We start from the raw sequence: 23,459 nt of genomic DNA on the forward strand, positions 1-23,459 counted from the left end.
AGGGGCGCCATCAGCGGCGCCGATGATCGCGACGGCCAGGTGGGTGGGGCGGCCGGACCGCTGCGGCGGCGCGCCCGCGCACGGCCGCCGCCGCTGGAGGCCATCGCCGCCCGGTGCCGCGAATCGCGCAGCCGCCAGCGGGGGAGGCCACCGCCCCCGGTGCCGCGAACCGCGCAGCCGTCACCGCAGGGCGATCCCGGTCGTCGCAAGGTCACTCACCACGTGCGGCGCCGGAGGGTGCGGGACGGCGGCTCCTCGTACCGGGCCCGGTAAGCGGCCGCGAACCGGCCGAGGTGGGTGAATCCCCAGCGGCCCGCGACGTGCGTGACGGTCGTCCGGGACGGGTCCGTGTCCAGCAGGTCCTGGTGCGCCCGGTCCAGCCGCACGTTCTGCAGGTACGCCATCGGCGTCATCCCGGTCTCCGCGCGGAACCCGTTGGTCAGCGCGCGCGCCGACACCGACACCGCGGCGGCGAGCCGCCCGGTGGTCCACTCCCGGTCCGGGTAGGCCTGCACCAGGTCCACCGCGCAGCGCACGGCCGACCGGCCGGGCGAGGCGGCCCCGGTGGTCAGCTGGTCGCTGTAGTTGTGCGGCTGCCCGGTCAGCAGCGCGTCGAACACGATCTGCTCCAGCCGGCGCGCCGCGAGCGGATGGCTCAGCAGTTCGCTCTCCTGCCGCGCGGCCCGGGTCAGCAGCATGAGCGCCTCGACCCAGGTGCGCGCCGGGCCGCGGCTCAGGTCCATCCGCGCGGCGAAGGCCAGCCGCGGGCCCACGTCGCGGCCGAGGAGCTGCCGCAGTTCGCGCTCGACCTCCCGCCCGTCGAGCATCACGCACAGCTGCTCGGTCCCGGGCGCCCAGTCCAGCTCCGCGGGCGCCTCCGGCGCGAACACCGTCGCCGTCCCGGGCTCGCTGACCACCGCCGGCCCGTCGCCGGAGTGGTACCGCGCCCGACCCGCCAGCGGGAGCACGACGTGGTAGTGCGCGTTCGGCGGGCACCGCACCCGGATCCGCGGCCCGAAGCTGATCAACCCGATCGTCAGCGCGGTGTGCGCCGTCGCGTCCAGCCGCATCGCCAGTTCGCCCCGCTCCGGCAGCAGTTCGAGGGGCAGGTACAGCCGGGTGAGCATGTCCCGCGCCTCGTCCGGATCGCTGGTGGTGAAGGTGACGTGTCCGTTGCCCACGGCGGACCTCCTTGCCGGCACCACCCACCAGTGTGCCCCGCGCCGCAAGCGGATGGAATTCGTGCCGGAAACGGATAGCCGTGACCGCGCGCCCGGGTTTCGATCGACGGCGTGGCGGTGGTCTTCGAGCGGCGGGAGGAGCCGTGCCGGCGGTGCCGGGACGTGGTCGCGGTGAAGACCGTCGTCGAGTCGACGTCCCGGATGACCCTGCGGGTGCGGGAAGCCGTCCACGCCGACGACGGCTCCCCCGCGGACGCCGCGTGTGCCCGCGATCAGACGGGCTGACCGGCCGCGGGCGCGAGCCGCGCCAGCACCTCCACGTCGGTGGCGAAGTCGCTCCCGGACTGGGGCAGCAGCGCGACGTGGTCCGCGCCTGCGGCCAAGTGCTCCCGCACCTTCACCGCGATCGCGTCCGGTTCGCCGTACGCCACGAACGCGTCCACCAGGTGGTCCGCGTCCGCGGGATATCCGGCCCGCGCGACGGCGCGGGCGAACCACGGCTGCCCGAGCGTGCCCGTCACCCGCGCGACGGCCTCCGCTCGGCTCGCGCCGGGCATCACGGCCAGCCCGGCGACCAGCAGCTTGCCCGGGCCGAGCACGCGCCGGGCCAGCGCGGTCGCTTCGGGCGGCAGCATGGCGGGCATCGCGCCGTCGGCCAGCTCCCCCGCCAGCGCCAGCATCTTCGGGCCGTTGGCCGCCAGGATGCGCGGGTACTCCGCAGGGCCCATCCGGTCCACGTAGTCGCGCATCGTGGCCAGCGGGTCGCCGTACTCGCGACCGGTGTCAGCCGCCTGCTGCGGGTAGCCGACGCCCAGCCCGAGCACGAGCCGCCCAGGGTGGGCCCGGTGCAGGAACTCCGCGGCGGCCGCGGCCGTCCGCGCGTCCCGGGTCCAGATGTTGGCGACACCGGTCCCGAACACAACCCGCTCGGTGGCCTCCAGCAGCACGGCCAGTTGCACCAGCGCGTCCTTGCCGGGGAACTCGTTGGTCCAGATCGTGCCGTAGCCGGCGTCGGCCAGCCGGACGGCGGCCGCGGGCAGCTCCCGCGGCGCGGGCGGATCGGTGAACGGGACCGGCAGGTACACCCCGACCCGGCCCAGCGATGGGATCTGCACGAAAACCACTCCTTGCGAACAGGTGACCGTTGCTCCCACCGTGCTGCCGTCGCCGGCGGCCGGTCCAACGCCTGTTCCGCATCCGGCGATGCGATCCGGGCATCACCGCAGGTAGCTTGGGACGATGGCCGAGCACGCCGACCTGGACCTGCGACTGGTGCGGTACTTCGTGGCCGTGGCCGAGCACGGCCACTTCGGTCGCGCCGCGGCGGACCTGCACATCACCCAGCCCTCGCTGAGCCGCCAGATCCGCGGCCTCGAACGGCAGCTGGGCGCCCGCCTGCTGGACCGCAGCCCGCGCGGCACCCGGCTCACCGAGGCCGGCGAGGTCTTCCTGCCGCTGGCGAAGGACCTGCTGCGCTCGGCCGCCCGCGCAGCCGGCCGCACCCGCGCCGCCGCCCGGCCCGCCCGGATCACCATCGGTCACGCCGTGAACATCCTCGTCACGCCGGCCGTGCGCGAGATGCGGCGCCGTCATCCGGAGGCAGAGGTGCGCACCCGGCACGTGGGCTGGCACGAGGTGCCCGCGGCGCTGCTCGACCACCGGGTGGACGCGGCCGTGGCGCGGCTGCCGTTCCCCACCGGCGGGCTGCACGTCACCGTTCTCCACGACGAGCCGCGGGTGTTGTTGCTGTCGCGCGACCACCGGCTGGCGGGCAAGGAGTCGGTGCGGCTCGACGACATCGCCGACGAACCGCTGCCGCGCGTGCCGGGTGACGCGGAGTGGAACGCCTTCTGGCGGGTCGACCCGCGGCCCGGCGGCAGGCCGGCGCCGGACGGGCCGGTGATCGGCGCGGTCGAGGACAAGGTCGAGCTGGTCGCCGGCGGGCAGGCGATCGCCATCGTGCCGGCAAGCGCCGGGCTGACGGGCCTGCGCCCGGACCTCACCACGGTCCCGCTGGAGGACGTCGAACCGAGCCACGTCGTGCTCGCCACTCGTGCGGACGACCGGAGCCGTCTCGTCGCCGCGTTCCGCAGGATCGCGCAGGCTCAGCTCACCGGCGCGTGAACACGCATCACGCGGACCAGCCGAGTTCCGGCCCGAGCTTGGTCGCGATGTCGGTCAGGATCTGCACGTAGTCGGCGTGCTCGAAGGTGAACGGCAGCGCGAAGGCGACCTCGTCGACCTCCCGGAACGCGGCGTGCGCGTGCAGCCGTCCGGCGATCTCGGCGGACGTGCCGACCAGGTCGGGGGCGAACATCATCCGCGCCGGGCCCTGCGGAGCGGTGGTCCGCGGCGTGCGCTTGGCGGCGTACTCGGCGTACTTCGCGCGCTGCGCGGCGGTGGCCGAGTCGGTGGGGATGACCACCAGGCCCTGCGACACGCGGGCGCGGTCGCCGTCCGGGTGGTGGGCGCGGAAAGCCCGGATGTGGGAGAGCTGGGTCTCGGCGAAGTCCTCCGACTCCTCGGCCTTGACGACGCTGCTGGTCAGCAGGTTCATCCCGTTCTCGCCCGCCCAGCGCGCCGAGCCGAGGCTGCCCGCGCCGTACCAGAGGCGGCGGCCGAGGCCGGGGGAGTGCGGCTGGACGCGGTCGGAGAAGACCTCGAAGCCCTCGGTGCCGCGGAAATCGGTGACGGGCTCGCCGCGGACCGCGTCCAGGAGACGGCGGACGCGCTGGTGGCTGAAGTCCTCGGCGTCCGCGGTGTCCGGGTAGAGCGCGTCCTTGACCTGGTCCCAGTGCATCGGCGGGCCGACCGACAGGCCCGGGTTGAGGCGGCCCCCGGAGAGGATGTCGACGGTGGCGAGGTCCTCGGCGAGGCGGAGCGGGTTCTCCCAGCCCATCGGGATGACCGCGGTGCCCAGCTCGATGCGCCGCGTGCGCTGCGAGGCGGCCGCGAGGACCGCGACCGGCGAGGAGATGCCGAACTGCAGGTGCCGGTGCCGCACCCAGGCGCTGTCGAAGCCGAGCTGCTCGCCCAGCTCGATGATCTCCAGCGTGCTCTCGTGGCCGGCGCGCGGGTCGGCCTCCTCGAACAGGCCGATGGTGAGGAAGCCCAGCTTCCGCAGCAGTCGTGACACGCGTCCTCCCGGGGTCCGTGATCACGATTCTGGCACCGGACCCCGGGCGGACGGCGGTCGTCCCACATGCCGGAGCTACCCCGCGGCGAGCAGCTCCTCGGCCACCGGCGCGTACGCGCCCAGCTCGTCGTGCAGATCGGGCGCCGGGAGCACCTCCGGCTCCGGCGTGCCCGCCGCCTCACCGGCCAGCGCGCGGCGCACGAAGGCGGCCACCACCCGCGGCGCGGGCGCCACCTGGCCGCCCAGGTAGGCCAGCACCAGCAGGTCCTCGCCGCAGCGGGCCTCCACCGCCAGTGACCAGCCGTAGCGCTCGTCCCACAGCAGGGCCACGTCGCGGTCCGGGAACGCGGGCACGTGCCCGTCGATCGCGAGGTAGGCGCTCAGCGGCGCGTCCAGTTGCACGAATGAGCCGTGCCCGCTCAGGCCGAGTTCCTCCTCGACCAGTCCGATGTACCGGCGCAGGCCCCGCGCCGGTTTGCTCTGCGGGTCGAGACCCGGGTTCGGGAACACCTGCTCTCACCTCCCGAAAATATCTATAGTCAAGACTGGAGATTGAGTCAATCGAGCGAAGCAGATAGACTCTCCAAGTGGCTGTAGACAAGCTGGATGACGAGGACTACCCCGCCTGGACGATGGGGCAGGCGGCAGACGCGCTGGACGTGCAGCCTGCGTTCCTGCGCAGCCTCGACGCCGCCGAAGTCGTCCAGGCGCACCGCTCGTCCGGCGGCCACCGCCGCTACTCGCGCCGCCAGCTGCGGCTGGCCGCTCGGGTCCGCGAGCTGTTCGACGACGGGATGACCCTGGCGGCCGCGGAGCGGATCGTCCGGCTGGAGGACGAGCTGGCCGCGTCGCGCGCCGAGAACGCGGATCTGCGGCGCAGGCTGGGCGAGCAGACCGAGTCCACGGAGACCGAACGGGAGGATTGAGGATGGCGCTGGAGAACGTCTGGATCCGCACCCCTGGCGACGGGCTGGTCCGGGCCGATCAGGTCATCGGGATCTCCAACCACCGCACGCCGTCCCTGTCCGGCAAGCCGGGGCGCTGGCTGCTGACGGTGGCGCTGCCGGTGCCGACGGGCAGCGGGAGCGCCGACGGCTGGGGGCTGACGAACCTGCACCGCACGCTGGTGCAGACGGACCAGGAGGTGGCCGGCGCGCCGGACCGCCTGGCGCGGCTGCTGGCCCAGCTGGCGGCGGTGGACACCGCGGGGATTATCACGGCCGTCCCGTGCGGCCCCGACCGCAGCGACGTGCGGTTCGAGTTCAGCCGGTTCGACGCGGATATCCCGGCTGCCGCGGAACCGCAGGCGCAGGCGGAGGTGCCCGAGGTGGTCGGCGTCTGAGCCGGCCGCCGTGGGTGGCTCTGCTTCCGCTGGGGTAGGTCCAGCGGCGGGCGAGGAAAGCGCGGCAAGCCAAGGCGGCGGTGCGGAGGACGTGCGCCGATCACGTGCGCAGTCGCAGGTGCCGCCGCCGTCGGCGTCAGCCCGACCGGGTGGTTGATCCGCCGCCGGTGGGCGAGGAAGGCCGCCCGCCGCTGCTTTCGGCACCTGGACCGGCGCGGGAAACGCCGCCCCTCACGGCGACCTTCAGCACCGGCACCGGCGCAGAGGGCGTGCGCCGGCAACAGAGGGCATGCGCTGGCGCGGAGCCGGAGTTGGCCGCCGCGGGGCTGGGCGGTTGATCCGCGTGGGCCCGGGGGGCCTGTGAATGTTCAGGAAGGCGCGCCGCGACGGCTTCCAGCACCTGCACCGAGCCGCGCCGGTTGCGGTGCCGGAGGTGGTCGGCGTGGAGCTACCGCGACGTTGGGGTTGATCCGTGCCCGCCGGGGGTGGGGCCAGCTGATGTGCAGCCCGCCGCGGCGGCGTTCAGCACCTGCGCTGGCGCGGAGGACGTGCGCCGATCAGGTGCGCAGTCGCAGGTGCCGCCGCCGTCGGCGTCCGCCCGACCGGGTTGATCCGCTTCCAGCGCGGGTAGCTCCAGCCGATGGCGACGAAAGCGCCGCCCGCCACGGCGGCTTCCAGCACGTGGACCGACGAGGACGGCGTGCGCCAGCCGGGCGCGGACGCCCACGCCTGGCTGCCTGGCACGAACCAGACCCTCTGCGGCCTCTCGCTGCACCGCACCCGCCTCGGCCGCTTCCCCCACGTGCTCTGGATCGACACGCTCTGGCTCGCGGACACGTCGGCGCACCGGATCGTGCCCTGCCGGCGCTGCGTGGCCGCCGCGGGCGGGCGGTCCGGCGCCCGCCGCTGGGTGCGCGTCAACCCGCGTCCGTGAGCGCCTCCTCCATCGTGCTGTAGACGTTCAGGAACTCCAGCAGGTCCGTGAACGCCATGACCCGCCGCACCGCCGTTCCCGCCACCACCCGCAACTCCGCGGGCGCTGCCTCGCGGTGCGTGCCCGCCAGCAGGCCCAGCCCGCTGGAGCTGATGAACCGCAGTTCCGACAGGTCCAGCACCAGCAGGCGCGGCCGATCCACGAGCGCGAGCCGGATCAGCCCGCGCAGCTTGGGCAGCGTCGCGATGTCCAGTTCGCCCGTCGCGGTGAGCACGACGTCCCGTCCCCGGTGCTCGGCCGAAACCGTCATGGCGTGCGCAGGCGCGGGTTCCGTCCGCGGGCGGTCGCTGGGTGGTGCCATTCGCCCATCATGCATAAGAATCCGCGATCCGGCAGCAGCCATTTACACCGCCGTGCGATCGGCGCGCGACCGCGTTTGCCGCGCGATCAACGGGGTAACTCCACCCGCCATTCGTGCGAGCCGCGGCCGACGACGCCGATTTCCTTGCCAGGCAAGCGAATCCGGGCGCACTTGCCCGGCGACATGCGTGTGCAGGAAGGAAATCACCGCACCCTGGTCGTAATGGTCGAGCGACCCCGGTGCCGAGTCCAAAGCGGACTCCGGCCGCGCGGACGCGGCGCACCCGGTGCCGCCGTTCGCGGGGGACTGGCCCGGGCGGCGACGTTCGAGTGGTTCTTCGGCAACCTCGGCGTGCCCGCCGTGCCGGAGCACCGCCGGCGCACCATGAGGCGCATGTACCGTAGGCCCACCCGCCACCGCCCCAGGGTGGTCGTCCGGTCCACGAGGTGAATGCATGAGCCTGCCCGTCGCCGCCGTCGTCGGCCTTCTCGAAGCCGCCGAGCAGGACACCGACGTCACGCCGCTGCTGGACGGCCTCGACGCCGCCGACGCCGAGCGGATCACGTCCGGCATCCGGCGCCTGCGCGCGACCTCGGATCGCCTTCGCCGCCGCGGGCAGGAGCTCGCCGCCCTGTTCTCCTCCGCCAGGGAGCTGGCCGAGCTGCGCGACGTTGACGAGCTGCTGGCCCGGCTGGTGGAACGGGCCCACGACCTCGTCGGCACCGACGTCACCTACCTGTCGGAGTTCGACGTCGGCAGCCGGGAGCTGCGGGTGCGCACCACGCTCGGCACGGTCGCGCCGTCGTTCCCCGGGCTCCGCGTGCCGCCGGGGATGGGCCTGGCCAGCCAGGTGGTCGAAAGCCGCCGCCCGTGCTGGACCGCGCGGTACGACGCGATGACCCAGGCGCCGCACGACGACCGCATCGACGAGACCGTCGCCGCGGAGGGCCTGGTCTCGCTGCTCGGGGTCCCGCTGCTGGCCGGGGACGAGGTCATCGGGGTGCTGTTCGCCGCCAACCGCGTCGAGCACGCGTTCTCCCCGGAGGAGATCTCGCTGCTGTCCGCGTTCGCCGACCACGCGGCCGTCGTGCTGCAGACCGCCCGGCTGCTGGCGCGCGCCAACGCCGCCGCCGAGGAAACCCGCCGCGCCTACGGCGAGCTGGCCCGGCACGTGGAGGCGATGGAACGCGCGAGCGAGGTGCACGGCGACCTCACCGCGCTCGTCCTCCAGGGCGGCGACGCGACCGAGGTGGCCGGGGCGCTCGGCCGCGCGCTGCGCTGCCGCGTCACGCTGCTCGACACCGGCCACCTGGACGGCGGCGTGCGGGCGGCCGTCGAGCAGAGCCGGCGCAGTGGGCGGTGCGTCCCGGCGGGCGAGGGGACGTTCGCGGTCGCTGTCGTGGCGGGGCCGACGCTGCTCGGCGCGCTGCTGCTGGAGCAGGGTGCCGTCGAGTTCGGGCCCGTCGAGTTCCGCACCGCCGAGCGCGCCGCGCAGATCACCGCCCTGCTCAGCCTCAAGCAGGACGCCATGGCCGAGGCGGAGCAGCGCGTGCGCGGGGACCTGCTCGCCGACCTGCTCTCGGCCGACGCGGACCGCCGCGCGGGCGCCGCCGCGCGGGCCCGCGCCCGCGGAATCCGGCTGGCGGCCCTGCGCTCGCTCGTGGTCGTCGCGGTCCCGGCCGACCTGCGCCGCCAGGCCGCCCGCGCCCTGCGTGGCACGGGTGACCTGATCGGCGAGCACGCGGAGCACGTCGTCGTCCTGACCGCGGGCGAGGACCCCGCCGCCGCGGCGCGGACCGCGCATGCCGCCGTCTCGCGGTCACTGGCCGCCCCGGTGCTGGCCGTGGGCACCGTCGGCGGGGACGACCTGCGCGAACCCGTGGAACAGGCCGCCGCGTGCGTGCGTGTCCTGCCCGCGCTCGGCCTGTCCGACGCGGCCGTGACCACCGACGAGTACCTGCCCTACACGGCGCTGTTCGGGCCCGGCGAGGAGCGCGTCGCCGCGTTCGTGCGCCGGGTCCTCGGACCGGTCCTGGACTGGGACGCCGAGCACGCCGGCACCCTGCTGCCCACCCTCGCCGCCTACCTGGACAACCGGATGAGCCCGGTCGCCACCGGCCGCGCCCTGCACGTCCACAAGAACACCGTGCTGCAGCGGCTGGAACGCGCCGGCGAGCTGCTGGGGGAGGGCTGGCAGGAGCCCGACCGGCTCTTCCGGCTCACCGTCGCCGTCCGGCTCGCCCGCCTTGCTGAACGCCCATAGCCAGACCGCACGGAATGGACGCTCGGTCCATTCCCGCTGTCCGGACGCGGAGCTAGCGTCCTGGGTCGTCACGCAGCCACACGGAAGTGGAAGGGGCGCTATGGCGCGCACCAGTCGTATCCAGGGACTTCGGGACCTCCCCGTCGAGGCCCGGCGCAAGTCGATCGCCGAGGCGGCCGGGCTCGACCCGGCCCGGATCGCGGCGTTCGACCCCGCGCGGGGGCTCGACGCGGGCGCGGCCGACCACATGATCGAGAACGTCGTCGGCATCCTCGGCGTGCCGCTCGGGGTGGCGACGAACTTCGTGGTCAACGGCGCCGACGTGCTGGTGCCGATGGCCACCGAGGAGGCCTCGGTGGTCGCCGCCGCGAGCAACGCCGCCAAGATCGCGCGCGTGCACGGCGGGTTCCGCACCTCCTCGACCGCGCCGATCATGCAGGCGCAGGTGCAGATCGTCGGCGTCAGCGACCCCGAGGCCGGCCGCGTCCGCCTGCTGGAGGCCCGCGACGAGCTGATCGAACTGGCCAACGCCCAGGACGAGAAGCTCGTCGAGTTCGGCGGCGGCGTCCGGGACGTCGCGGTGCGGCTGGTGCACTCCCGCGCCGGCACCTACGTGGTGGCGCACCTGCAGGTCGACGTCCGCGACGCGATGGGCGCCAACGCCGTGAACACCATGGCCGAGGCGGTCGCCGCACGCGCCGGGGAGATCGCCGGCGGCCGTCCGCTGCTGCGGATCCTGACCAACAAGGCCGATCTGCGGCTGTCCCGGGCCCGCGCGGTGTTCGACGCCGAAACCCTCGGTGGGCCCGCGGTGGTGGACGACATCGTGCACGCCGCCGCGCTCGCGGAGGCCGATCCCTACCGCGCCGCGACCCACAACAAGGGCATCATGAACGGCATCAGCGCGGTCGTGCTCGCCACCGGCAACGACACCCGCGCGGTGGAGGCGGGCGCCCACTCGCACGCGGTAGCCGATTCCGGGCGGTACACCTCGTTGTCCCGCTTCGAAAAGGACGCCGACGGCAACGTGGTCGGCACGCTGGAACTGCCGATGCCGGTCGGGCTCGTCGGCGGCGCCACCCGGGTGCACCCGGTGGCGCAGGCCGCGGTCGCCCTGCTCGGCGTGCGGACCGCCGCCGAGCTGGCGGAGATCATCACCGCGGTCGGGCTCGCGCAGAACTTCGCCGCGGTGCGGGCGCTGGCCACCGAGGGCATCCAGCGCGGGCACATGTCGCTGCACGCCCGCAACATCGCCACCACCGTCGGCGCCACCCCCGCGGAGGTGCCCGCGGTCGTCGCGCGGCTGGTCGCCGACCGCAAGGTCCGCGCCGACCACGCCGAGAAGATCCTCGCCGAGCTGCGGGCGAAGAGCAGGTCATGACCGTCGACCGGCTGCCCGGGCTGCCGTCCGCGGTGACGATCTGGGAAGTGGGCCCGCGCGACGGGCTGCAGAACGAGTCCGCGCTCGTGCCCGCCGCGGTGAAGGTCGAGCTGGTGGAACGGCTCGCCGACGCCGGGCACACCGTCATCGAGACGACCAGCCTGGTCCGCCCGGACCGGGTGCCGCAGCTGGCGGACGCCGAGGAGGTCCTGCGCCGCCTCGACCGCCGTCCCGGCGTGCGCTACCCGGTGCTGGTGCCCAACCAGCGCGGGCTGGCGCGGGCACTGGACCTCGGCGTCACCGACATCGCGGTGTTCGCCTCGGCCACCGAAGGCTTCGCCAGGGCCAACCTCAACCGGTCCGTCGGCGAGTCGCTGGAGGTGTTCGCGCCGGTTGTGGCCCGGGCCCGCGAGGCCGGGCTGAACGTGCGCGGCTACCTGTCGATGTGCTGGGGCGACCCGTGGCAGGGCGAAGTCCCGCTGTCCCAGGTGATCGCGGTCGCCACCCGGCTGTTCAACCTGGGCTGCACCGAACTGAGCCTCGGCGACACGATCGGCGTCGCCACGCCCGGCCGGGTCTTCGCACTGCTCGACGGGCTCGTCGCCGCGGGTGTCCCGCTCGGGCGGATCGCGGTGCACTTCCATGACACCTACGGGCAGGCGCTGGCGAACACCCTCGCCGCCCTGCAGCGCGGCGTCACCACCGTCGACGCGTCGGCGGGCGGCCTCGGCGGCTGTCCGTTCGCCAAGAGCGCCACCGGCAACCTCGCCACCGAGGACCTGCTGTGGCAGCTCGACGGGCTCGGCATCCACACCGGTGTCGACCTGACCAAACTCGCCGAAACCAGCGCCTGGCTCGCCGGGCACCTGGGACGGCCCAGCCCATCCCGCACCCTGCGCGCGCTCACCGGCGCCTGACCCAACGGAGAAAGCCTTGGCACTCAACGACGAGAAGCCCTACGTCGTCGTCTGGAACGACGCCGTCGACCTGCGGCACCTGGCCGCGTCCATCGTGATCTGCGTGGCCGCCGGCCTGCCGGTCTTCCTCGGCGCGAAGGCGCTGTTCGGGGCACTGGTCGACACGCCGTCACTGGCCGGCGGCTACGCACTGCTGGCCGGGCTCGCCGCGTGCGTGCTCGCCGCCGCCGTGTGCGCCCGGCTGTTCCGTCCGAAGCGGACGTTCGGCGCCGAGCAGGCCGCGGACCGGGAGGCCGCCATCGCCGAACTGGAGCGCATGGGCGGCACCGCCGAGGCCTTCGCCGAGCTGCCGCCGCGCGTGCGGGCCGAAATGGCCGAGCTCGGCCTGGTCCGGGAGACCGCCCAGGAGGTGCGGGCATGACCCCGGACCTGCTGTGGGCCCTGGGCATGGGCCTGCTCGGCGCGGTCGTCTTCGCGGCGATCGGACTGGTCTCCGGCACCGACGAGACGTCCACCCTCGCGCCGGTCACGCTGCTCGTCGTGCTGCTCGGCGTCCCGCCGGCCGGGGTGCTGACGTTCTTCATCGCCGGAGCCGTCAGCAAGCACATGACCCACGCGATCCCCACCACGCTGCTGGGCATCCCGGGCGACACGACCGCGGTGCCGCTGCTCGACGACGCCACCGCGCTGCGCCGCCTCGGCGCCCCGCACATCGCGCTGCGCAAGGCACTGGCGGGCGGGCTCGTCGCCGCCCTGATCGCGGTTCCGGTCGCGGTCGGCGTCGCGTCCCTGCTCGCCCCGCTGGCCGGTCCGATCAAGACGGTGGCGCCGTTCGTGTTCGGCGCCGCCGCGATCTTCGTCGGCTACTTCTCGCCGGGCCGGTGGGCCAGCGTCGCCGCGATCGTGCCGTTCGCGCTGCTGGTCACCGGGCTCAACACGGTCGCCACCGACCAGCTCGACAAGAGCCTGTCGATCAGCTTCTTCCTCGGCATCGCGATCGGGCCGCTCGTGGTGGACCTGCTGATCACGTCGTCCCGCAGCGGGCGGCGCACCCTGGAACGCACCGGGCCGCGCCCGTTCTGGCTCGCGCCGGACGGCGGCACCGGGCGGCGGTGGATCCCCAACCCGCTGCGGATCCTGGACGGCAGGCAGACGGCGGCGACGGCCGCCGCGGCCGGGGTCACCTCGACCACATTCATGCTCAGCCCGGTCGCCGCGACCGTGCTCGCCGGCGAGATCACCGGGTCCAGGATCAAGCACCCGTACCGCAGGCTGACCACCCTGATGGCGGTCAAGAACGGCACCACGGAGTCGACCTACCTGGCCGAGACGCTCATCCCGCTCGTCGCGTTCGGCCTGCCGCTGAGCCCGGTCGCCGCGGGTCCCGCTGCCGCGTTGTTCAACGCGCCGCCGGTCTACACGGTCAAGGGCGCGGACGGGGGCGTGCACAACCTGCACACCCTGCTCAGCTCGTGGCAGTTCCTGGTGTTCAGCCTGCTCGGCGTCGTCATCGCCGGGCTGGTCGTGTACCCGTTCGCGATGCGCTACGCGCGGGCCGCCAGCGGCTGGGTCGCGCGACGGATCAGCCACGAGGCGCTGATCGGCGCGTTCGTCGCGCTGATTGCCGTGGTGGCCTGGTACGAGGGCGGGCCGCTCGCGCTCGCGGTGAGCCTGACGGTCGGCGCGGTCGGCGGACTGGCGAACCGGCTGCTCGGCATGACCTCCGGCGTGCAGTTCATGGCCTACTACGTCGCCGTGCTGCTGGTGCCCATCGTGCTCGGCTGAGATGTGGAACGCCCCGCCGCAGGGGCGGCGGGGCTCAGGAAGAGATCGCGGATGTTCCGGGTGTCGTCCCTCCTTTCGTCGCGGACCAACGGTTTTCCCGAGCGCGGAGGCGAGCGCTGGCGTCGCCAGAGCTGGGAGGTCCGTGCGGCGCGGGCCGGGCGCCCGGCAGGCTCCGGGAGCGGCATCCGGGGCGGTTCGGACCGCGGGGGCGAGGTTTCGCCGAAGTTGGCTTCGATGATCGCGGTGAACTCGTCCCGCAGCCAGTCCGGGTCGTCGCACACCAGGTCGGCGAACCCGAGCTGCTCCAGCACGTCCGGCATCGCGAATCACTCCCGGGGGAGGTCCTGCGTCCACACCGCTGACAGTCATATGTGTAGCTCGCACTGTAGATTCAGTCAAGTCCCCGGAGCAGGTTTGACCTGGAGCGCGCTCCAGCACCTAGCGTCGGCGCCATGACCACGGCACAGCACCCCATCGGATCCGGCTTCGGCGCGTCGACCACCGCCGCGGAGGTCCTGCGCGGGATCGACCTCTCCAGCAGGCTCGCGATCGTCACCGGCGGCTACTCCGGCCTCGGCCTGGAGACCACCCGCGCGCTGGCCGGCGCGGGCGCGCACGTCGTCGTCCCGGCCCGGCGGCCGGACACGGCCAAGGCCGCGCTGGGCGACCTGGCCGAGGTCGACGAGCTGGACCTGGGCGACCTGGACAGCGTGCGGGACTTCGCCGGGCGGTTCACCTCGTCCGGGCGGCGCGTCGACATCGTGATCAACAGCGCCGCGATCATGGCCTGCCCGGAAACACGTGTCGGCCCCGGCTGGGAGGCCCAGTTCGCGACCAACCACCTCGGCCACTTCGCGCTGGTGAACCGCCTGTGGCCGGCGATCGCGCCGGGCGCGCGGATCGTGTCGGTGTCCTCGCGCGGCCACCACTTCTCCGGCATCCGCTGGGACGACATGTGGTTCGAGCGCGGTTACGACAAGTGGCAGGCCTACGGTCAGGCCAAGACCGCGAACGCGTTGTTCGCGGTGCACCTGGACGAGCTGGGGGAGCCGTCGGGCGTGCGGGCGTTCTCGGTGCACCCGGGCAGCATCCTGACCCCGCTGCAACGGCACATCCCGCTGGCGGAGCAGATCGCGAACGGCTGGGTCGACGAGAACGGCACCCCGGTCGCCGACTGGTTCAAGACCCCCGAGCAGGGCGCCGCGACGCAGGTGTGGGCCGCGACTTCCCCGGCACTGGCCGGGATGGGCGGCGTGTACTGCGAGGACTGCGACATCGCCGAGCCGGCCTCGGGGGAGCCGCTCCCGTCCGGCCCGGGCCGCCCGGCGATGTTCCTCGGCGTCCGCGACTACGCCACCGACCGGGAGCAGGCCGCGCGGCTGTGGGCGCTGTCCGCGGAGCTGACCGGGGTCAACGCGTTCGCGTAGGTGGAACCCGGGGCCCGGCCGCCCCGTCGACGGCCGGGCCCCGGAAGCTTCACGACAGGTGGTGCACCTCCTGCAGCCCGTACACCGGCGTCGGGATGCCCTCGTACCGGGCCTTCAGCTGCAGCGCCAGGTACAGCGAGTAGTGCCGGGACTGGTGCAGGTTCCCGCCGTGGAACCACAACCCCGGCTGCTGGGTCGGCTTCCACATGTTCCGCTGCTCGCCTTCCCACGGTCCGGGGTCCTTCGTCGTCCCCGAGCCGAGGCCCCAGCACTTGCCGACCCGGTCGGCCATCTCCTGCCCGGCGATGTCGGCGACCCACCCGTTCATCGACCCGTACCCGGTCGCGTACACCACCAGGTCGGCCTCCAGCTCGGTGCCGTCGGCGAGCACCACGGCGTTGCGCGTCAGGTGGTCGACCTGGCCGCGTACCAGTTTGATGTCGCCGTTCGCGACGAGCTCGGAGGCGCCGACGTCGATGTAGTAGCCGGAGCCGCGCCGCAGGTACTTCATGAACAGGCCGGACCCGTCGTCGCCCCAGTCGTGCAGGAATCCGGCCTTCTCCAGGCGGTCGTAGAAGTCCGCGTCGCGCTGCTTGATCTGCTGGTACACCGGGATCTGGAACTGGTGCATGATCCGGTAGGGCAGCGACGCGAACACCATGTCGGCCTTGTCGGTGGTCATGCCGTTCGCCACCGCGCGCTCGGAGTACAGGTCGCCGAGGCCGATCTCCATCAGCGAGTCCGACTTCACCACGTGGGTGGAGGACCGCTGCACCATCGTGACGTCCGCGCCGTGCTCCCACAGCGCCGCGCAGATGTCGTGCGCGGAGTTGTTCGAGCCGATCACCACGGCCTTCTTGCCCGCGTAGGCGTCCGGGCCCGGGTGCTGCGAAGAGTGGTGCTGGTCGCCCTCGAAGACATCCATCCCGGGGAACGACGGGATGTTCGGCTTGCCCGACATGCCGGTCGCGAACACGAGCTGTTTCGGCGTCAGCACCACGGTTTCACCCGCACGGTCGACGGTGACCGTCCACTGTGCCGTGTCCTCGTCGTAGGACGCCGACTTCACCTCCGACCGCGTCCAGTACGGCACGTCCATCACGCGGGTGTACATCTCCAGCCAGTCCGCGATCTTGTCCTTCGGCGCGAACACCGGCCAGTTCTCCGGGAACGGCAGGTAGGGCAGGTGGTCGTACCAGACCGGGTCGTGCAGGCACAGGCTCTTGTAGCGCTTGCGCCACTGGTCGCCGGGACGTTCGTGGCGGTCCACGACCAGCGCGGGCACCCCGAGCTGCCGCAGCCGCGCGCCGAGCGCGATGCCGCCCTGCCCGCCGCCGATCACCACCACGTAGGGCTGGCGCTCGTACCCGAGCTCCTTCTTCTCCAGCTCGCGTTCCTCGGCCCACACCCGGCGTCCCCGGATGACGCCGTGCCGCACACCCTTCGGGCGGCGTTCGCGTTGCGGTTCCTCGAAGCCCTTCAGCTCGCGCAGGCTGGTCAGGAACGTCCAGGCGCCCTCGTCGGTCAGCCGGAGGTGGCCCTTGCCGCGGCCGGTGGCGGTCTCGAACTCCAGCCACGCCTCGACGACCCCGTCGGCCTCGGTCGGGGTCTCGGTGGTGCGGAAACCGGACGGATCCGTGCCGTCCAGGCAGGCGGACAGCATGTCGGCGACGCCTTCGCGGCCTTCGACGGTCTTGATGTTCCAGGTGAACGCCACCAGGTCGCGCCAGAAGCTGTCGACCGCGAACATGCCCGCCGCCGCCTCGACGTCGCGGGCGGCCAGCGCGGCCTCGAACCGCTCCAGCCAGGCGTCGACGCGCGCCTGCGGCGACCGCGCCGGCGCCTCCCGGTCGATCGTCTGTGTCATCGCCACTCCTCCTCGCCGTTGGGGATGTAACACCGATCACAGCGCGCCGGACGGGTGACCGGCAACGGTTGCAGCGAATTGCACGCCTTGGCGAGCGCGTGAGCGGCACCTATGCTCGATCGTCGACGCAGTGGTGCGGAGGTGGACCGTGAGCGTGCCCGGCGCAGTCCCGCCTGGCTGCAGCCTGCCCGCCTACGCCCGCGACCTGGTCCGCATGCACGACGCCGTGATCGCGGGCGGCCGTCCGCCGCTGCGGCCGCGTGACGTGGTGTCCCGGTCCTGGGAACGGGTCATCGGGCTCGGGCTGAAGGCCGACGGGCTCAACACCCGTGACTGGCTGAACGAGGACGAGCTGGCCAGGCGGCGGGAGAACTCGCCGCTGCGGGACGCGGTCGGCGACCTCAAGCAGGTGCTCGGCGGGATGCCGCACGTGCTGCTGGTCGTCACCGACGCCGACGGCGTCATCCTGTGGCGCGAGGGCACTTCCCGCGTCCGCCGCCACGCCGACGACCTCGGGTTCTTCGAGGGCGCGGAGTGGACCGAGGAGCGCGTCGGCACCAACGCGATCGGCACCGCGCTGGCCGAGGCCGCCCCGGTCGAGCTGCTCGCGGGCGAGCACTTCGAGCAGAACCAGCACCCGTGGTACTGCACGGCGTCGCCGGTGCACGATCCGCGCACCGGCGACCTGCTCGGGGTGATCGACGTGAGCGGCCCGGCGCTGACGCTGCACCCGGCCATCGGGGCGCTGGTGGAAACCGGCCGCAGGCTCGCCGAGGCGCAGATCTGGCGCTGGCACCAGCGGCGGCTCGACCGGTTGCGCCAGGTGGGCGAGCCGCTGCTGGCCACCGGGCCCGCGCTGTTGGTCGACGACCACGGCTGGGTCGCGGCAGGCGCCGGGGTGTCGGTGGGCGACCGCATCGCGGCGCCGTCCGCGGGCGAGCCGATCGCGGTGCCCGGGCTCGGCGCGTGCCTGCCCGAGCGGCTGGCCGAGGGCTGGCTGATCCGCCCGGCCGGACCCGACCGGCGGGTGACGCTCGACCTCGACCTCACGCACACCCCGCTGCTGACGTTGCAGGGCGGCGACACCGGCTGGCGGCGCAAGGTGACCCGCCGCCACGCGGAGATCCTCGTGCTGCTGCACCGCGCCGGACCCGCCGGGCTGTCGGCGGAGGCGCTCAGCCGCGCGTTGTACGGCGACGCCGAGCACATCGTCACGGTGCGTGCGGAGGTTTCGCGCCTGCGGCGGCTGCTGGGCGCGCTGGTGGACACGCGCCCGTACCGGCTGGCCGAGGGTGTGCGCATGACGGTGCGCTGAGACCGATTCCTTTCCGGCCGCCCGCGAGTCGGTACCGGTATGACACTGCCCGAAACCGTCCGCCGCCTCGTCGGCGAACCGCACTTCGCGATCGTCTCGACCAGCAACCCCGACGGCCGTCCCCAGTCGTCGGTCGTCTTCGTCAAGTGCGAGGACGACGGCACGATCGTGTTCAGCACGCTTCGCGGCCGCCGCAAGACCCGCAACCTGGAGCGCGATCCGCGGCTCAGCCTGCTCGTGGTGTCCAGGGTGACCGGACACTACGCGGAGGTGCGCGGCCGCGTGGAGATCACCGCCGATCCGGGGAAGGAGCTGCCGGTGGTCATGTACCGGCTGTACATGGGCGGGCAGGAGCCGCCGCCGGAGCCGGGCGCCGAGCGCGTGGTCGTGCGGATCTTCCCGGAGCACGTGAACCTCTTCCCACCGGCCGAGGTGAGGCAGAGTGCTTGACGTGGGAACCACCGAGGACGGCTTCGCCCAGCTCGCGGAGCCGTTCCGCGCCGAATTGCTGGCGCACTGCTACCGGATGCTCGGCTCGCTCGACGACGCCGAGGACCTGGTGCAGGAGACGTACCTGCGCGCGTGGCGGTCGTTCGGCGCGTTCGAGGGGCGGGCGTCGGTGCGCACCTGGCTGTACCGGATCGCGACGAACGTGTGCCTGACAGCGTTGCGGGGCCGCGGGCGGCGGGTGCTGCCGTCCGGGCTGGCGCCGCCGTCGGACGACCCGGCCGCGCCGCCGGGCGAGGCGCCGGGAGTGGCGTGGCTCCAGCCGATCCCGGTGGACCCCGCGGCGGCGGCCGAATCGCGGGAGGGGGTGCGGCTGGCGCTGATCGCGAGCCTGCAGGTGCTGCCACCACGGCAGCGAGCGGTGCTGATCCTGCGGGACGTCCTGGCCTTCCCGGCCGCCGAGGTCGCCGGCATGCTCGGCCTGACGGTCGCGGCGGTGAAGAGCGCGCTGCAACGGGCGCGGGCGAGCCTGGCGGAGGTGGCCGCGCCGGAAGAGCTGGCAGAGCCGTCCGCGCCCGAGGCGCGCGCGTTGCTGGACCAGTACATGGCGGCGTTCGAGAAGTCGGATGTCGCGCTGCTGGAACGCGCGCTGCGCCAGGACGCCGCGCTGGAGGTGGTCGGCTCGCCGACGTGGTTCGCCGGCCGCCGCACCTGCCTGCCGTTCCTCGAGAGCCCCGCGGTGATCGGTGAGCCCGGTGAGTGGCGCATGCTGCCGACGACGGCGAACGACCAGCCGGCCGCGGTGACGTACCGCCTCACCGACGGCGCCCACCGCGCGTACGGCCTCGCGGTCCTCACGGTGACCTCCACGGGCATCGCGAAGATCACCGTCTTCGGCGAGCCGACCCTGGTGCGGCGGTTCGGCTTCCCGGATGTCCTCCCGCCGCGGGCCCGTTCGTCGGCACACTGAAACCCGGTGAAGGAGGACGGCATGCACACGGTGACCTCGGCGGACGGGACGCCCATCGCCTACGAGCGGGACGGCAGCGGGCCGCTCGTCGTGTTCCTCGGCGGCGCCTTCAACGACCGGACGGCGTGCGCGCCCGTCGCGGAGGTGCTGCGCGACCGGTACACCGTCGTGTGCGTCGACCGGCGCGGGCGCGGGGACAGCGGCGACGCCATTCCGCCGCACCAGGCCGCGACCTACCGGGTCGAGCGCGAGGTCGAGGACCTGAATGCCGTGCTCGCGGCCGAGGGCGGGCCGGCCGCGGTGTTCGGCTTCTCCTCGGGTGGCATCCTCGCGCTGCACGCCGCGGCCGCCGGGGCGGCGATCACCCGCGTCGTGCTCTACGAGCCGCCGTTCGCGCTCGGCGGTCTGGCCGGCTCGGCCCGGGATCTCTCGGGGAAGCTCGCCGCGCTGATCGGCGATGGCAGGCGCGGTGACGCGGTCGCGACGATGCAGATCGAGGGCATCGGGCTGCCGCCGGAGACGGTCGAGCAGATCCGGCGCTCCCCGATGTGGCCGCAGCTGGAGGCCGTCGCGCAGAGCCTGGTCTACGACGCCACGCTCACCGCCGCGCCGAACCTGCCCACCGCGGCCATGCGTGCTCTCGACCTGGACGTCCTCGTCCTCAGCGGCAGCGAGACTTGGCCCGGCCTGCGCGAAGCCGCCCGGGCACTGCCGGCGCACCTCGCCCGGGCGAAGTACGCCGAGGTCCCCGGCGGCGCCGGGCACGGAATCCCCGCCGAGGCGACGGCGAAGGTGCTCGACGAGTTCCTCGGCGGAAAATAGCGGGCACCGCCGCGGCGTCCCGCGCTACGGTCCGCCCATGGACGACGGCTACTTCGGCGAGGACGTCGCCGCGAAGTACGACCAGTCGGAGGGCCCGGAGTTCGAGCCCGCCGCGGTGGACGCGACGGTCGGTTTCCTGGCCGGGCTCGCCGCGTCACCCAGCCTCGCATGCAGGCGAGTGACCACGGCGCCGTAGATGCCGTGCACCGGCACGCGGCGAGCGGTAGCGCGATCCGGCCGGTGCCGTTGCCTAGTTCGAGGGCCGCGCCCTCACCGGCCTGACTACTCAGGTGGAACAAACGGTGCTTCCGCAGCCACCTCCAGCCAGGCGGGGGTTTCGATGATCGAGGTAGACCCGGCCACGCAGGCGATGAGCTCCAACTACGTCGACGTCACCGGCGGCCGCGGCGTGTTCCGGTCGATCCCGTTCCGCTACGTCTGGCCGTCGGAGCTCGACCTGATGGCCGAGCTGGCGGGGATGCGCCTGCGGGAGCGGTGGGCGGACTGGGCGCGCGAGCCGTTCACCGGGGAGAGCCGCAAGCACGTCTCGGTCTGGCAGAAGCCCTGAACTCACTCGCCGCGCATCGAGCGGCGGATCTCCTCCAGCTTGTCGCGTGCGGCGCGGTCCCGGTCGGCCAGTTTCTCGTCGAACGAGGCCGCCTCCGGGGTCTCCCCGGCCAGTTCGGTCGAGCCGAGGGCCGTCGCGTAGCGGTTCTCGATGCGGTCGCGCACGAAGTCGAAGCTCGGCACGCCGGATTCGGTGTAGTCGCCCTCGGGCGTGGTTTCGTCGGGCATGGCGCCCCCTCTCTCGTCCCCGCCCATTGTGCCCTCAGTAGACGAGCTGCTTCGCGATCTGCGCCGCGGAGTGCCGCAGCATCGTCGTCAGCTCCAGCTCACGCGGCGAAACGCCGGCGGCCGGATCGGGGTTGAACCGGAACAGGGGACCGGTGAGCGCGAGGCTGCACAGCACGCGGCCGGCGGCGCGCGGGATCGGCACCGCGAGCGCGGCCAGGCCCTCCTCGGACTCGCCGGTGTTGCGCCCGAAGCCCTCGGCCCGCACGCGCGCCAGCTCCCGCCGGAGTGCGGTGCGGGTGTGCAGGCCGGCGTCGGTGGCGCCGGTCAGTTCCTCGTCCGGGTACAGCTCGGCCAGCTCGTCGTCGGTGAGTTCGGCGAGCAGCACCTTGCCCGCGGCGGACACGTGCGCCGGCATGCTCAGGCCGACCCGGCTCGCGACGCGCATCAGCAGCGGCGATTCGACGGCGGCGACGAACTTGACCCGCGCGCCGGCCAGCACCGAGATGTGCACGGTCTCCCGCGATTCGTCGCGCAGCTGCTGCATGAGCGGGTACGCGACCTCCAGGCAGTGCTCGACCGCCTGCGTCTCGCTGGACATGGTCATCGACGGGCCGATGCGGTAGCGGCGGCCGCCGTGGGTCTGTTCGGCGAAGCCGTGTTGCTGCAAGGTGGTCAGCAGGCGGTGCGCCGTGGACGGGCCGACGCCGAGGTGCCGCGCCGCGTCCGTCACCCCGACGTCCGCCTGGGCGCGGAGCAGCAGCACCAGGCGCAAAGCGTTCGAGACGGACTGCAATGTTTGTGAATTTTCCCCCATGGAGGAACGTTACCACGGTTATTCCGGGTTCCGCGCTCTGTCTACTGTGGACCAGCGAGGGTGTCCGGAACGTGGCGCCGGAAATTGTCGGTGGTGCCGGTTAGCCTTCGCGCATGCTGGATCATCTCGGAGTTCAGGTGGCCGACGTCGAGGCGTCCGCCGCCCTGTATCAGCGCGTGTTCGGGCCGATCGGGTTGCGGGAGGCGATGCGTTTTCCCGCGGGCGACAGCGTGGTGGTGGGGATGGCCGGGCCGGACGGCAACCCCGACTTCTGGCTGAGTTCCGCGGGCGGCGCGGAAACCCGCGAGCTGCACGTGGCCTTCCGCGCGCCCGGCCGGGACGCGGTGGACGCCGTGCACGCCGCGGCCGTCGAGGCGGGTGTCGAGGTGCTGCACGCGCCCCGCGAGTGGCCCGAGTACCACCCGGGTTACTACGCGGTGTTCCTACGCGACCCCGACGGGCACAACGTGGAGGCGGTGCACCACGGCTGACGATCACCCCGCGACGGCGAGCAGCGCGGCGGCCACCTCCGCGAACACCTGAGCCACGACGTTCTCGGCGCCGCGCCGGTAGTGGTGGTTGTCCTGGTGGTGGTGTTGACGCGCGCGCTGTGTGTGCTGTGCCGCCGCGGTGCGGCGGTTGCCGCTGAACGTTTCCCGGCCGCACAGCCGGGAACCGTGCGATGGCCCGTGCTGCGGTGGGACGCGCGCGGCCGGAGGGCGCCACCCCGCGGCCCCTCGCCGGTCCTGCGGTGGAGCGCGGCCGGAGAGCGCCGGATGGCGGGTCGTGGTGCGTGCTGCGGTGGAGCGCGGGCCGTCGGACAGTGCCGGATGGCGGGTCGTGGTGCGTGCTGCGGTGGGGCGCGGGCCGTCGGACAGTGCCGGATGGCGGGTCGTGGTGCGTGCTGCGGTGGGGCGCGGGCCGTCGGACAGTGCCGGATGGCGGGACATGGTGCGTTCTTTGGTGGTGCGTGCGTGGCCGGACAGTGCCGGGATGGCGGGTCGCGGCCCCTGCCGTGGTGGAGCACGGGCCGTCGGACGCCGCCGGGTCGCGGGTCATGGCCAGTCCTGCAGCGTGATGCCGTGCCGGTGCAGCACCTCGGTCAGCAGCGGCGCGGCCTCGGCCATCGGCGTGCCCGCCGGCACCGCCTGGTCGACGTCCCGGAAGAAGCGACCCATCTGCGCGCCCGGGCTGAACGCCAGAAACTTCACCGACGGCGTGTGCACGGTGAACGTGTGCATCGCCCCGGCGGGCACCGTGATGGACGCGCCCGGCCGAGGTCGTGGATCTCGCCGTCGACGAGGACCGCCATCCGGCCGTGCAGCACGTAGTACGCCTTCGGCCACGGCGTCCCGTGCGGGGGCACCGCGGGCCCGCGCGGCGCGTCGACCTCGAACAGCTCGTAGGCGCCGGTGTGCTCAGCCCCGGCCTTCACGGTGATGATCGCGTCGGGCGAGTGCAGTTCCTGGCCCTCGACCACCTCGATGGCGGCCGCGTGCAGGTCCGCGACGCCGAGGCCCGCCTCGGCGAGCGCGATAATGTCACGCCGGGCGCCGTGTGCCCGGCCCTCCCACATGCCCGGCACTATGCGCCCGCGGCGGTGGTCGCGGGTATCCCACAATCCCGGGATGGCCCGAGTGGGTGGGATGTCGTTGGCTGGCCGCATGAAAACACACACCAGCACCGCGGGCGAACCTTCGCC

At 73.4% G+C, this 23,459-nt stretch carries 30 protein-coding genes; 18 read left to right on the forward strand and 12 right to left on the reverse strand.

Features of this window, described 5'->3' with window-relative positions:
* Positions 1 to 215: 215 nt before the first annotated feature.
* A complete protein-coding gene (locus AMYTH_RS0142225; RefSeq protein WP_037323100.1) occupies positions 216 to 1,181 on the reverse strand; it encodes an AraC family transcriptional regulator in 966 nt (321 codons plus the stop codon).
* A 111-nt stretch (positions 1,182 to 1,292) separates the two neighbouring features.
* Between AMYTH_RS0142225 and AMYTH_RS49370 the strand changes: the two genes are divergently transcribed.
* The gene (locus AMYTH_RS49370) at positions 1,293 to 1,466 is read left to right on the forward strand and encodes a hypothetical protein (protein WP_157360754.1); all 174 of its coding nucleotides are present in this window, start codon (positions 1,293 to 1,295) and stop codon (positions 1,464 to 1,466) included.
* On the opposite strand, the gene AMYTH_RS0142235 is transcribed toward AMYTH_RS49370, so the two are convergent.
* The gene (locus AMYTH_RS0142235) at positions 1,454 to 2,296 is read right to left on the reverse strand and encodes an LLM class flavin-dependent oxidoreductase (RefSeq protein ID WP_051362987.1); all 843 of its coding nucleotides are present in this window, start codon (positions 2,294 to 2,296) and stop codon (positions 1,454 to 1,456) included. The two genes, AMYTH_RS49370 and AMYTH_RS0142235, sit on opposite strands and share 13 nt — an antisense overlap.
* 124 nt (positions 2,297 to 2,420) lie before the next feature.
* Here AMYTH_RS0142235 and AMYTH_RS0142240 point away from each other — a divergent pair, with 124 nt between their 5' ends.
* Positions 2,421 to 3,305, forward strand: coding sequence for a LysR family transcriptional regulator (locus tag AMYTH_RS0142240; RefSeq protein WP_027935302.1), 885 nt, complete (start codon positions 2,421 to 2,423; stop codon positions 3,303 to 3,305).
* A 7-nt stretch (positions 3,306 to 3,312) separates the two neighbouring features.
* Here AMYTH_RS0142240 and AMYTH_RS0142245 read toward each other — a convergent pair whose 3' ends face one another.
* Both AMYTH_RS0142245 and AMYTH_RS0142250 read right to left on the reverse strand, forming a co-directional pair.
* Positions 3,313 to 4,317 (reverse strand): LLM class flavin-dependent oxidoreductase, encoded by a 1,005-nt coding sequence (locus AMYTH_RS0142245; RefSeq protein WP_027935303.1) that lies wholly within the window; start codon positions 4,315 to 4,317, stop codon positions 3,313 to 3,315.
* A gap of 75 nt (positions 4,318 to 4,392) precedes the next feature.
* On the reverse strand, positions 4,393 to 4,827 hold the full coding sequence (locus AMYTH_RS0142250; RefSeq protein ID WP_027935304.1) for a DUF6292 family protein: 435 nt from the start codon (positions 4,825 to 4,827) through the stop codon (positions 4,393 to 4,395).
* 122 nt (positions 4,828 to 4,949) lie between these two features.
* Here AMYTH_RS0142250 and AMYTH_RS0142255 point away from each other — a divergent pair, with 122 nt between their 5' ends.
* From AMYTH_RS0142255 to AMYTH_RS0142265, 3 genes are all read left to right on the forward strand, one after another.
* Positions 4,950 to 5,243: a helix-turn-helix domain-containing protein gene (locus AMYTH_RS0142255; RefSeq protein ID WP_027935305.1), complete on the forward strand. Its 294-nt coding sequence runs from the start codon at positions 4,950 to 4,952 to the stop codon at positions 5,241 to 5,243.
* 2 nt (positions 5,244 to 5,245) lie between these two features.
* Entirely contained in the window at positions 5,246 to 5,659 is a 414-nt protein-coding gene (locus tag AMYTH_RS0142260) for a hypothetical protein (RefSeq protein ID WP_027935306.1), read from the forward strand.
* Positions 5,660 to 6,299: 640 nt separating this feature from the next.
* The gene (locus AMYTH_RS0142265) at positions 6,300 to 6,593 is read left to right on the forward strand and encodes a hypothetical protein (protein ID WP_027935307.1); all 294 of its coding nucleotides are present in this window, start codon (positions 6,300 to 6,302) and stop codon (positions 6,591 to 6,593) included.
* Here AMYTH_RS0142265 and AMYTH_RS0142270 read toward each other — a convergent pair.
* Positions 6,577 to 6,954 (reverse strand): STAS domain-containing protein, encoded by a 378-nt coding sequence (locus tag AMYTH_RS0142270; RefSeq protein ID WP_051362988.1) that lies wholly within the window; start codon positions 6,952 to 6,954, stop codon positions 6,577 to 6,579. The genes AMYTH_RS0142265 and AMYTH_RS0142270 overlap by 17 nt on opposite strands.
* 454 nt (positions 6,955 to 7,408) lie before the next feature.
* Between AMYTH_RS0142270 and AMYTH_RS0142275 the strand changes: the two genes are divergently transcribed.
* From AMYTH_RS0142275 to AMYTH_RS0142295, 5 genes are read left to right on the forward strand one after another with little or no spacing between them, the layout of a single operon-like run.
* Entirely contained in the window at positions 7,409 to 9,217 is a 1,809-nt protein-coding gene (locus AMYTH_RS0142275; protein WP_027935309.1) for a helix-turn-helix domain-containing protein, read from the forward strand.
* Complete coding sequence (locus tag AMYTH_RS0142280) at positions 9,201 to 10,598, forward strand: hydroxymethylglutaryl-CoA reductase, degradative (protein ID WP_267283920.1); 1,398 nt, start codon at positions 9,201 to 9,203, stop codon at positions 10,596 to 10,598. Before AMYTH_RS0142275 ends, AMYTH_RS0142280 begins: the two co-directional genes overlap by 17 nt.
* Entirely contained in the window at positions 10,595 to 11,515 is a 921-nt protein-coding gene (locus AMYTH_RS0142285; protein ID WP_027935311.1) for a hydroxymethylglutaryl-CoA lyase, read from the forward strand. The genes AMYTH_RS0142280 and AMYTH_RS0142285 overlap by 4 nt, the downstream gene beginning before the upstream one ends.
* Positions 11,516 to 11,531: 16 nt before the next feature.
* The gene (locus AMYTH_RS0142290) at positions 11,532 to 11,936 is read left to right on the forward strand and encodes a hypothetical protein (RefSeq protein WP_027935312.1); all 405 of its coding nucleotides are present in this window, start codon (positions 11,532 to 11,534) and stop codon (positions 11,934 to 11,936) included.
* The gene (locus tag AMYTH_RS0142295) at positions 11,933 to 13,300 is read left to right on the forward strand and encodes a tripartite tricarboxylate transporter permease (protein WP_027935313.1); all 1,368 of its coding nucleotides are present in this window, start codon (positions 11,933 to 11,935) and stop codon (positions 13,298 to 13,300) included. The genes AMYTH_RS0142290 and AMYTH_RS0142295 overlap by 4 nt, the downstream gene beginning before the upstream one ends.
* On the opposite strand, the gene AMYTH_RS50760 is transcribed toward AMYTH_RS0142295, so the two are convergent.
* Positions 13,261 to 13,620: a hypothetical protein gene (locus AMYTH_RS50760; RefSeq protein WP_228685203.1), complete on the reverse strand. Its 360-nt coding sequence runs from the start codon at positions 13,618 to 13,620 to the stop codon at positions 13,261 to 13,263. The genes AMYTH_RS0142295 and AMYTH_RS50760 overlap by 40 nt on opposite strands.
* Before the next feature lie 132 nt (positions 13,621 to 13,752).
* Here AMYTH_RS50760 and AMYTH_RS0142305 point away from each other — a divergent pair, with 132 nt between their 5' ends.
* Complete coding sequence (locus tag AMYTH_RS0142305) at positions 13,753 to 14,727, forward strand: SDR family NAD(P)-dependent oxidoreductase (protein WP_027935314.1); 975 nt, start codon at positions 13,753 to 13,755, stop codon at positions 14,725 to 14,727.
* A gap of 49 nt (positions 14,728 to 14,776) precedes the next feature.
* Here the strand turns inward: AMYTH_RS0142305 and AMYTH_RS0142310 are convergent, their stop codons facing one another.
* A complete protein-coding gene (locus tag AMYTH_RS0142310) occupies positions 14,777 to 16,594 on the reverse strand; it encodes an NAD(P)/FAD-dependent oxidoreductase (protein WP_027935315.1) in 1,818 nt (605 codons plus the stop codon).
* 148 nt (positions 16,595 to 16,742) lie between these two features.
* On the opposite strand from AMYTH_RS0142310, the gene AMYTH_RS0142315 reads away from it, so the two are divergent.
* The 6 genes from AMYTH_RS0142315 (at position 16,743) to AMYTH_RS0142340 (ending at position 20,716) form a co-directional block, all read left to right on the forward strand.
* A complete protein-coding gene (locus tag AMYTH_RS0142315) occupies positions 16,743 to 17,909 on the forward strand; it encodes a helix-turn-helix domain-containing protein (RefSeq protein ID WP_027935316.1) in 1,167 nt (388 codons plus the stop codon).
* Between the two features lie 39 nt (positions 17,910 to 17,948).
* Positions 17,949 to 18,359 (forward strand): PPOX class F420-dependent oxidoreductase, encoded by a 411-nt coding sequence (locus AMYTH_RS0142320; RefSeq protein ID WP_027935317.1) that lies wholly within the window; start codon positions 17,949 to 17,951, stop codon positions 18,357 to 18,359.
* Positions 18,352 to 19,326, forward strand: coding sequence for an RNA polymerase subunit sigma-70 (locus AMYTH_RS0142325; RefSeq protein ID WP_027935318.1), 975 nt, complete (start codon positions 18,352 to 18,354; stop codon positions 19,324 to 19,326). The genes AMYTH_RS0142320 and AMYTH_RS0142325 overlap by 8 nt, the downstream gene beginning before the upstream one ends.
* A 21-nt stretch (positions 19,327 to 19,347) precedes the next feature.
* Positions 19,348 to 20,148, forward strand: a complete 801-nt coding sequence (locus AMYTH_RS0142330; protein WP_027935319.1) for an alpha/beta fold hydrolase — start codon at positions 19,348 to 19,350, stop codon at positions 20,146 to 20,148.
* A 37-nt stretch (positions 20,149 to 20,185) separates the two neighbouring features.
* Entirely contained in the window at positions 20,186 to 20,344 is a 159-nt protein-coding gene (locus tag AMYTH_RS49375; protein ID WP_208722430.1) for a hypothetical protein, read from the forward strand.
* 144 nt (positions 20,345 to 20,488) lie between these two features.
* Entirely contained in the window at positions 20,489 to 20,716 is a 228-nt protein-coding gene (locus AMYTH_RS0142340) for a hypothetical protein (RefSeq protein WP_027935320.1), read from the forward strand.
* Between the two features lie 2 nt (positions 20,717 to 20,718).
* Here the strand turns inward: AMYTH_RS0142340 and AMYTH_RS0142345 are convergent, their stop codons facing one another.
* Together AMYTH_RS0142345 and AMYTH_RS0142350 are read right to left on the reverse strand one after the other, a co-directional pair.
* Positions 20,719 to 20,943, reverse strand: coding sequence for a hypothetical protein (locus AMYTH_RS0142345; protein ID WP_027935321.1), 225 nt, complete (start codon positions 20,941 to 20,943; stop codon positions 20,719 to 20,721).
* A gap of 34 nt (positions 20,944 to 20,977) precedes the next feature.
* The gene (locus tag AMYTH_RS0142350; RefSeq protein WP_228685205.1) at positions 20,978 to 21,757 is read right to left on the reverse strand and encodes an IclR family transcriptional regulator; all 780 of its coding nucleotides are present in this window, start codon (positions 21,755 to 21,757) and stop codon (positions 20,978 to 20,980) included.
* Between the two features lie 113 nt (positions 21,758 to 21,870).
* Here AMYTH_RS0142350 and AMYTH_RS0142355 point away from each other — a divergent pair, with 113 nt between their 5' ends.
* Complete coding sequence (locus tag AMYTH_RS0142355) at positions 21,871 to 22,248, forward strand: VOC family protein (protein ID WP_026153251.1); 378 nt, start codon at positions 21,871 to 21,873, stop codon at positions 22,246 to 22,248.
* Between the two features lie 3 nt (positions 22,249 to 22,251).
* Here the strand turns inward: AMYTH_RS0142355 and AMYTH_RS0142360 are convergent, their stop codons facing one another.
* The 3 genes from AMYTH_RS0142360 to AMYTH_RS50770 form a co-directional block, all read right to left on the reverse strand.
* Positions 22,252 to 22,707: a hypothetical protein gene (locus AMYTH_RS0142360; protein WP_027935323.1), complete on the reverse strand. Its 456-nt coding sequence runs from the start codon at positions 22,705 to 22,707 to the stop codon at positions 22,252 to 22,254.
* Between the two features lie 105 nt (positions 22,708 to 22,812).
* Positions 22,813 to 22,968, reverse strand: coding sequence for a hypothetical protein (locus AMYTH_RS50765; RefSeq protein WP_228685207.1), 156 nt, complete (start codon positions 22,966 to 22,968; stop codon positions 22,813 to 22,815).
* Positions 22,965 to 23,333, reverse strand: coding sequence for a cupin domain-containing protein (locus tag AMYTH_RS50770; protein ID WP_228685209.1), 369 nt, complete (start codon positions 23,331 to 23,333; stop codon positions 22,965 to 22,967). The genes AMYTH_RS50765 and AMYTH_RS50770 overlap by 4 nt, the downstream gene beginning before the upstream one ends.
* Positions 23,334 to 23,459: the final 126 nt, after the last annotated feature.

It is taken from the genome of Amycolatopsis thermoflava N1165 (genome assembly GCF_000473265.1).
In the GTDB taxonomy this organism is placed as follows: Bacteria; Actinomycetota; Actinomycetes; order Mycobacteriales; family Pseudonocardiaceae; genus Amycolatopsis_E; species Amycolatopsis_E thermoflava.

Bases quoted from the DNA above. Each gene is read 5' to 3' on its own strand.
- AMYTH_RS0142240 (WP_027935302.1), top strand. From the start codon at position 2,421: ATGGCCGAGCACGCCGACCTGGACCTGCGACTGGTGCGGTACTTCGTG.
- AMYTH_RS0142255 (WP_027935305.1), top strand. From the start codon at position 4,950: ATGGGGCAGGCGGCAGACGCGCTGGACGTGCAGCCTGCGTTCCTGCGC.
- AMYTH_RS0142260 (WP_027935306.1), top strand. From the start codon at position 5,246: ATGGCGCTGGAGAACGTCTGGATCCGCACCCCTGGCGACGGGCTGGTC.
- AMYTH_RS0142265 (WP_027935307.1), top strand. From the start codon at position 6,300: ATGGCGACGAAAGCGCCGCCCGCCACGGCGGCTTCCAGCACGTGGACC.
- AMYTH_RS0142270 (WP_051362988.1), bottom strand. From the start codon at position 6,954: ATGGCACCACCCAGCGACCGCCCGCGGACGGAACCCGCGCCTGCGCAC.
- AMYTH_RS0142275 (WP_027935309.1), top strand. From the start codon at position 7,409: ATGAGCCTGCCCGTCGCCGCCGTCGTCGGCCTTCTCGAAGCCGCCGAG.
- AMYTH_RS0142285 (WP_027935311.1), top strand. From the start codon at position 10,595: ATGACCGTCGACCGGCTGCCCGGGCTGCCGTCCGCGGTGACGATCTGG.
- AMYTH_RS0142295 (WP_027935313.1), top strand. From the start codon at position 11,933: ATGACCCCGGACCTGCTGTGGGCCCTGGGCATGGGCCTGCTCGGCGCG.
- AMYTH_RS50760 (WP_228685203.1), bottom strand. From the start codon at position 13,620: ATGCCGGACGTGCTGGAGCAGCTCGGGTTCGCCGACCTGGTGTGCGAC.
- AMYTH_RS0142305 (WP_027935314.1), top strand. From the start codon at position 13,753: ATGACCACGGCACAGCACCCCATCGGATCCGGCTTCGGCGCGTCGACC.
- AMYTH_RS0142310 (WP_027935315.1), bottom strand. From the start codon at position 16,594: ATGACACAGACGATCGACCGGGAGGCGCCGGCGCGGTCGCCGCAGGCG.
- AMYTH_RS0142320 (WP_027935317.1), top strand. From the start codon at position 17,949: ATGACACTGCCCGAAACCGTCCGCCGCCTCGTCGGCGAACCGCACTTC.
- AMYTH_RS0142330 (WP_027935319.1), top strand. From the start codon at position 19,348: ATGCACACGGTGACCTCGGCGGACGGGACGCCCATCGCCTACGAGCGG.
- AMYTH_RS49375 (WP_208722430.1), top strand. From the start codon at position 20,186: ATGGACGACGGCTACTTCGGCGAGGACGTCGCCGCGAAGTACGACCAG.
- AMYTH_RS0142340 (WP_027935320.1), top strand. From the start codon at position 20,489: ATGATCGAGGTAGACCCGGCCACGCAGGCGATGAGCTCCAACTACGTC.
- AMYTH_RS0142345 (WP_027935321.1), bottom strand. From the start codon at position 20,943: ATGCCCGACGAAACCACGCCCGAGGGCGACTACACCGAATCCGGCGTG.
- AMYTH_RS0142350 (WP_228685205.1), bottom strand. From the start codon at position 21,757: ATGGGGGAAAATTCACAAACATTGCAGTCCGTCTCGAACGCTTTGCGC.
- AMYTH_RS0142355 (WP_026153251.1), top strand. From the start codon at position 21,871: ATGCTGGATCATCTCGGAGTTCAGGTGGCCGACGTCGAGGCGTCCGCC.
- AMYTH_RS0142360 (WP_027935323.1), bottom strand. From the start codon at position 22,707: ATGTCCCGCCATCCGGCACTGTCCGACGGCCCGCGCCCCACCGCAGCA.
- AMYTH_RS50770 (WP_228685209.1), bottom strand. From the start codon at position 23,333: ATGTGGGAGGGCCGGGCACACGGCGCCCGGCGTGACATTATCGCGCTC.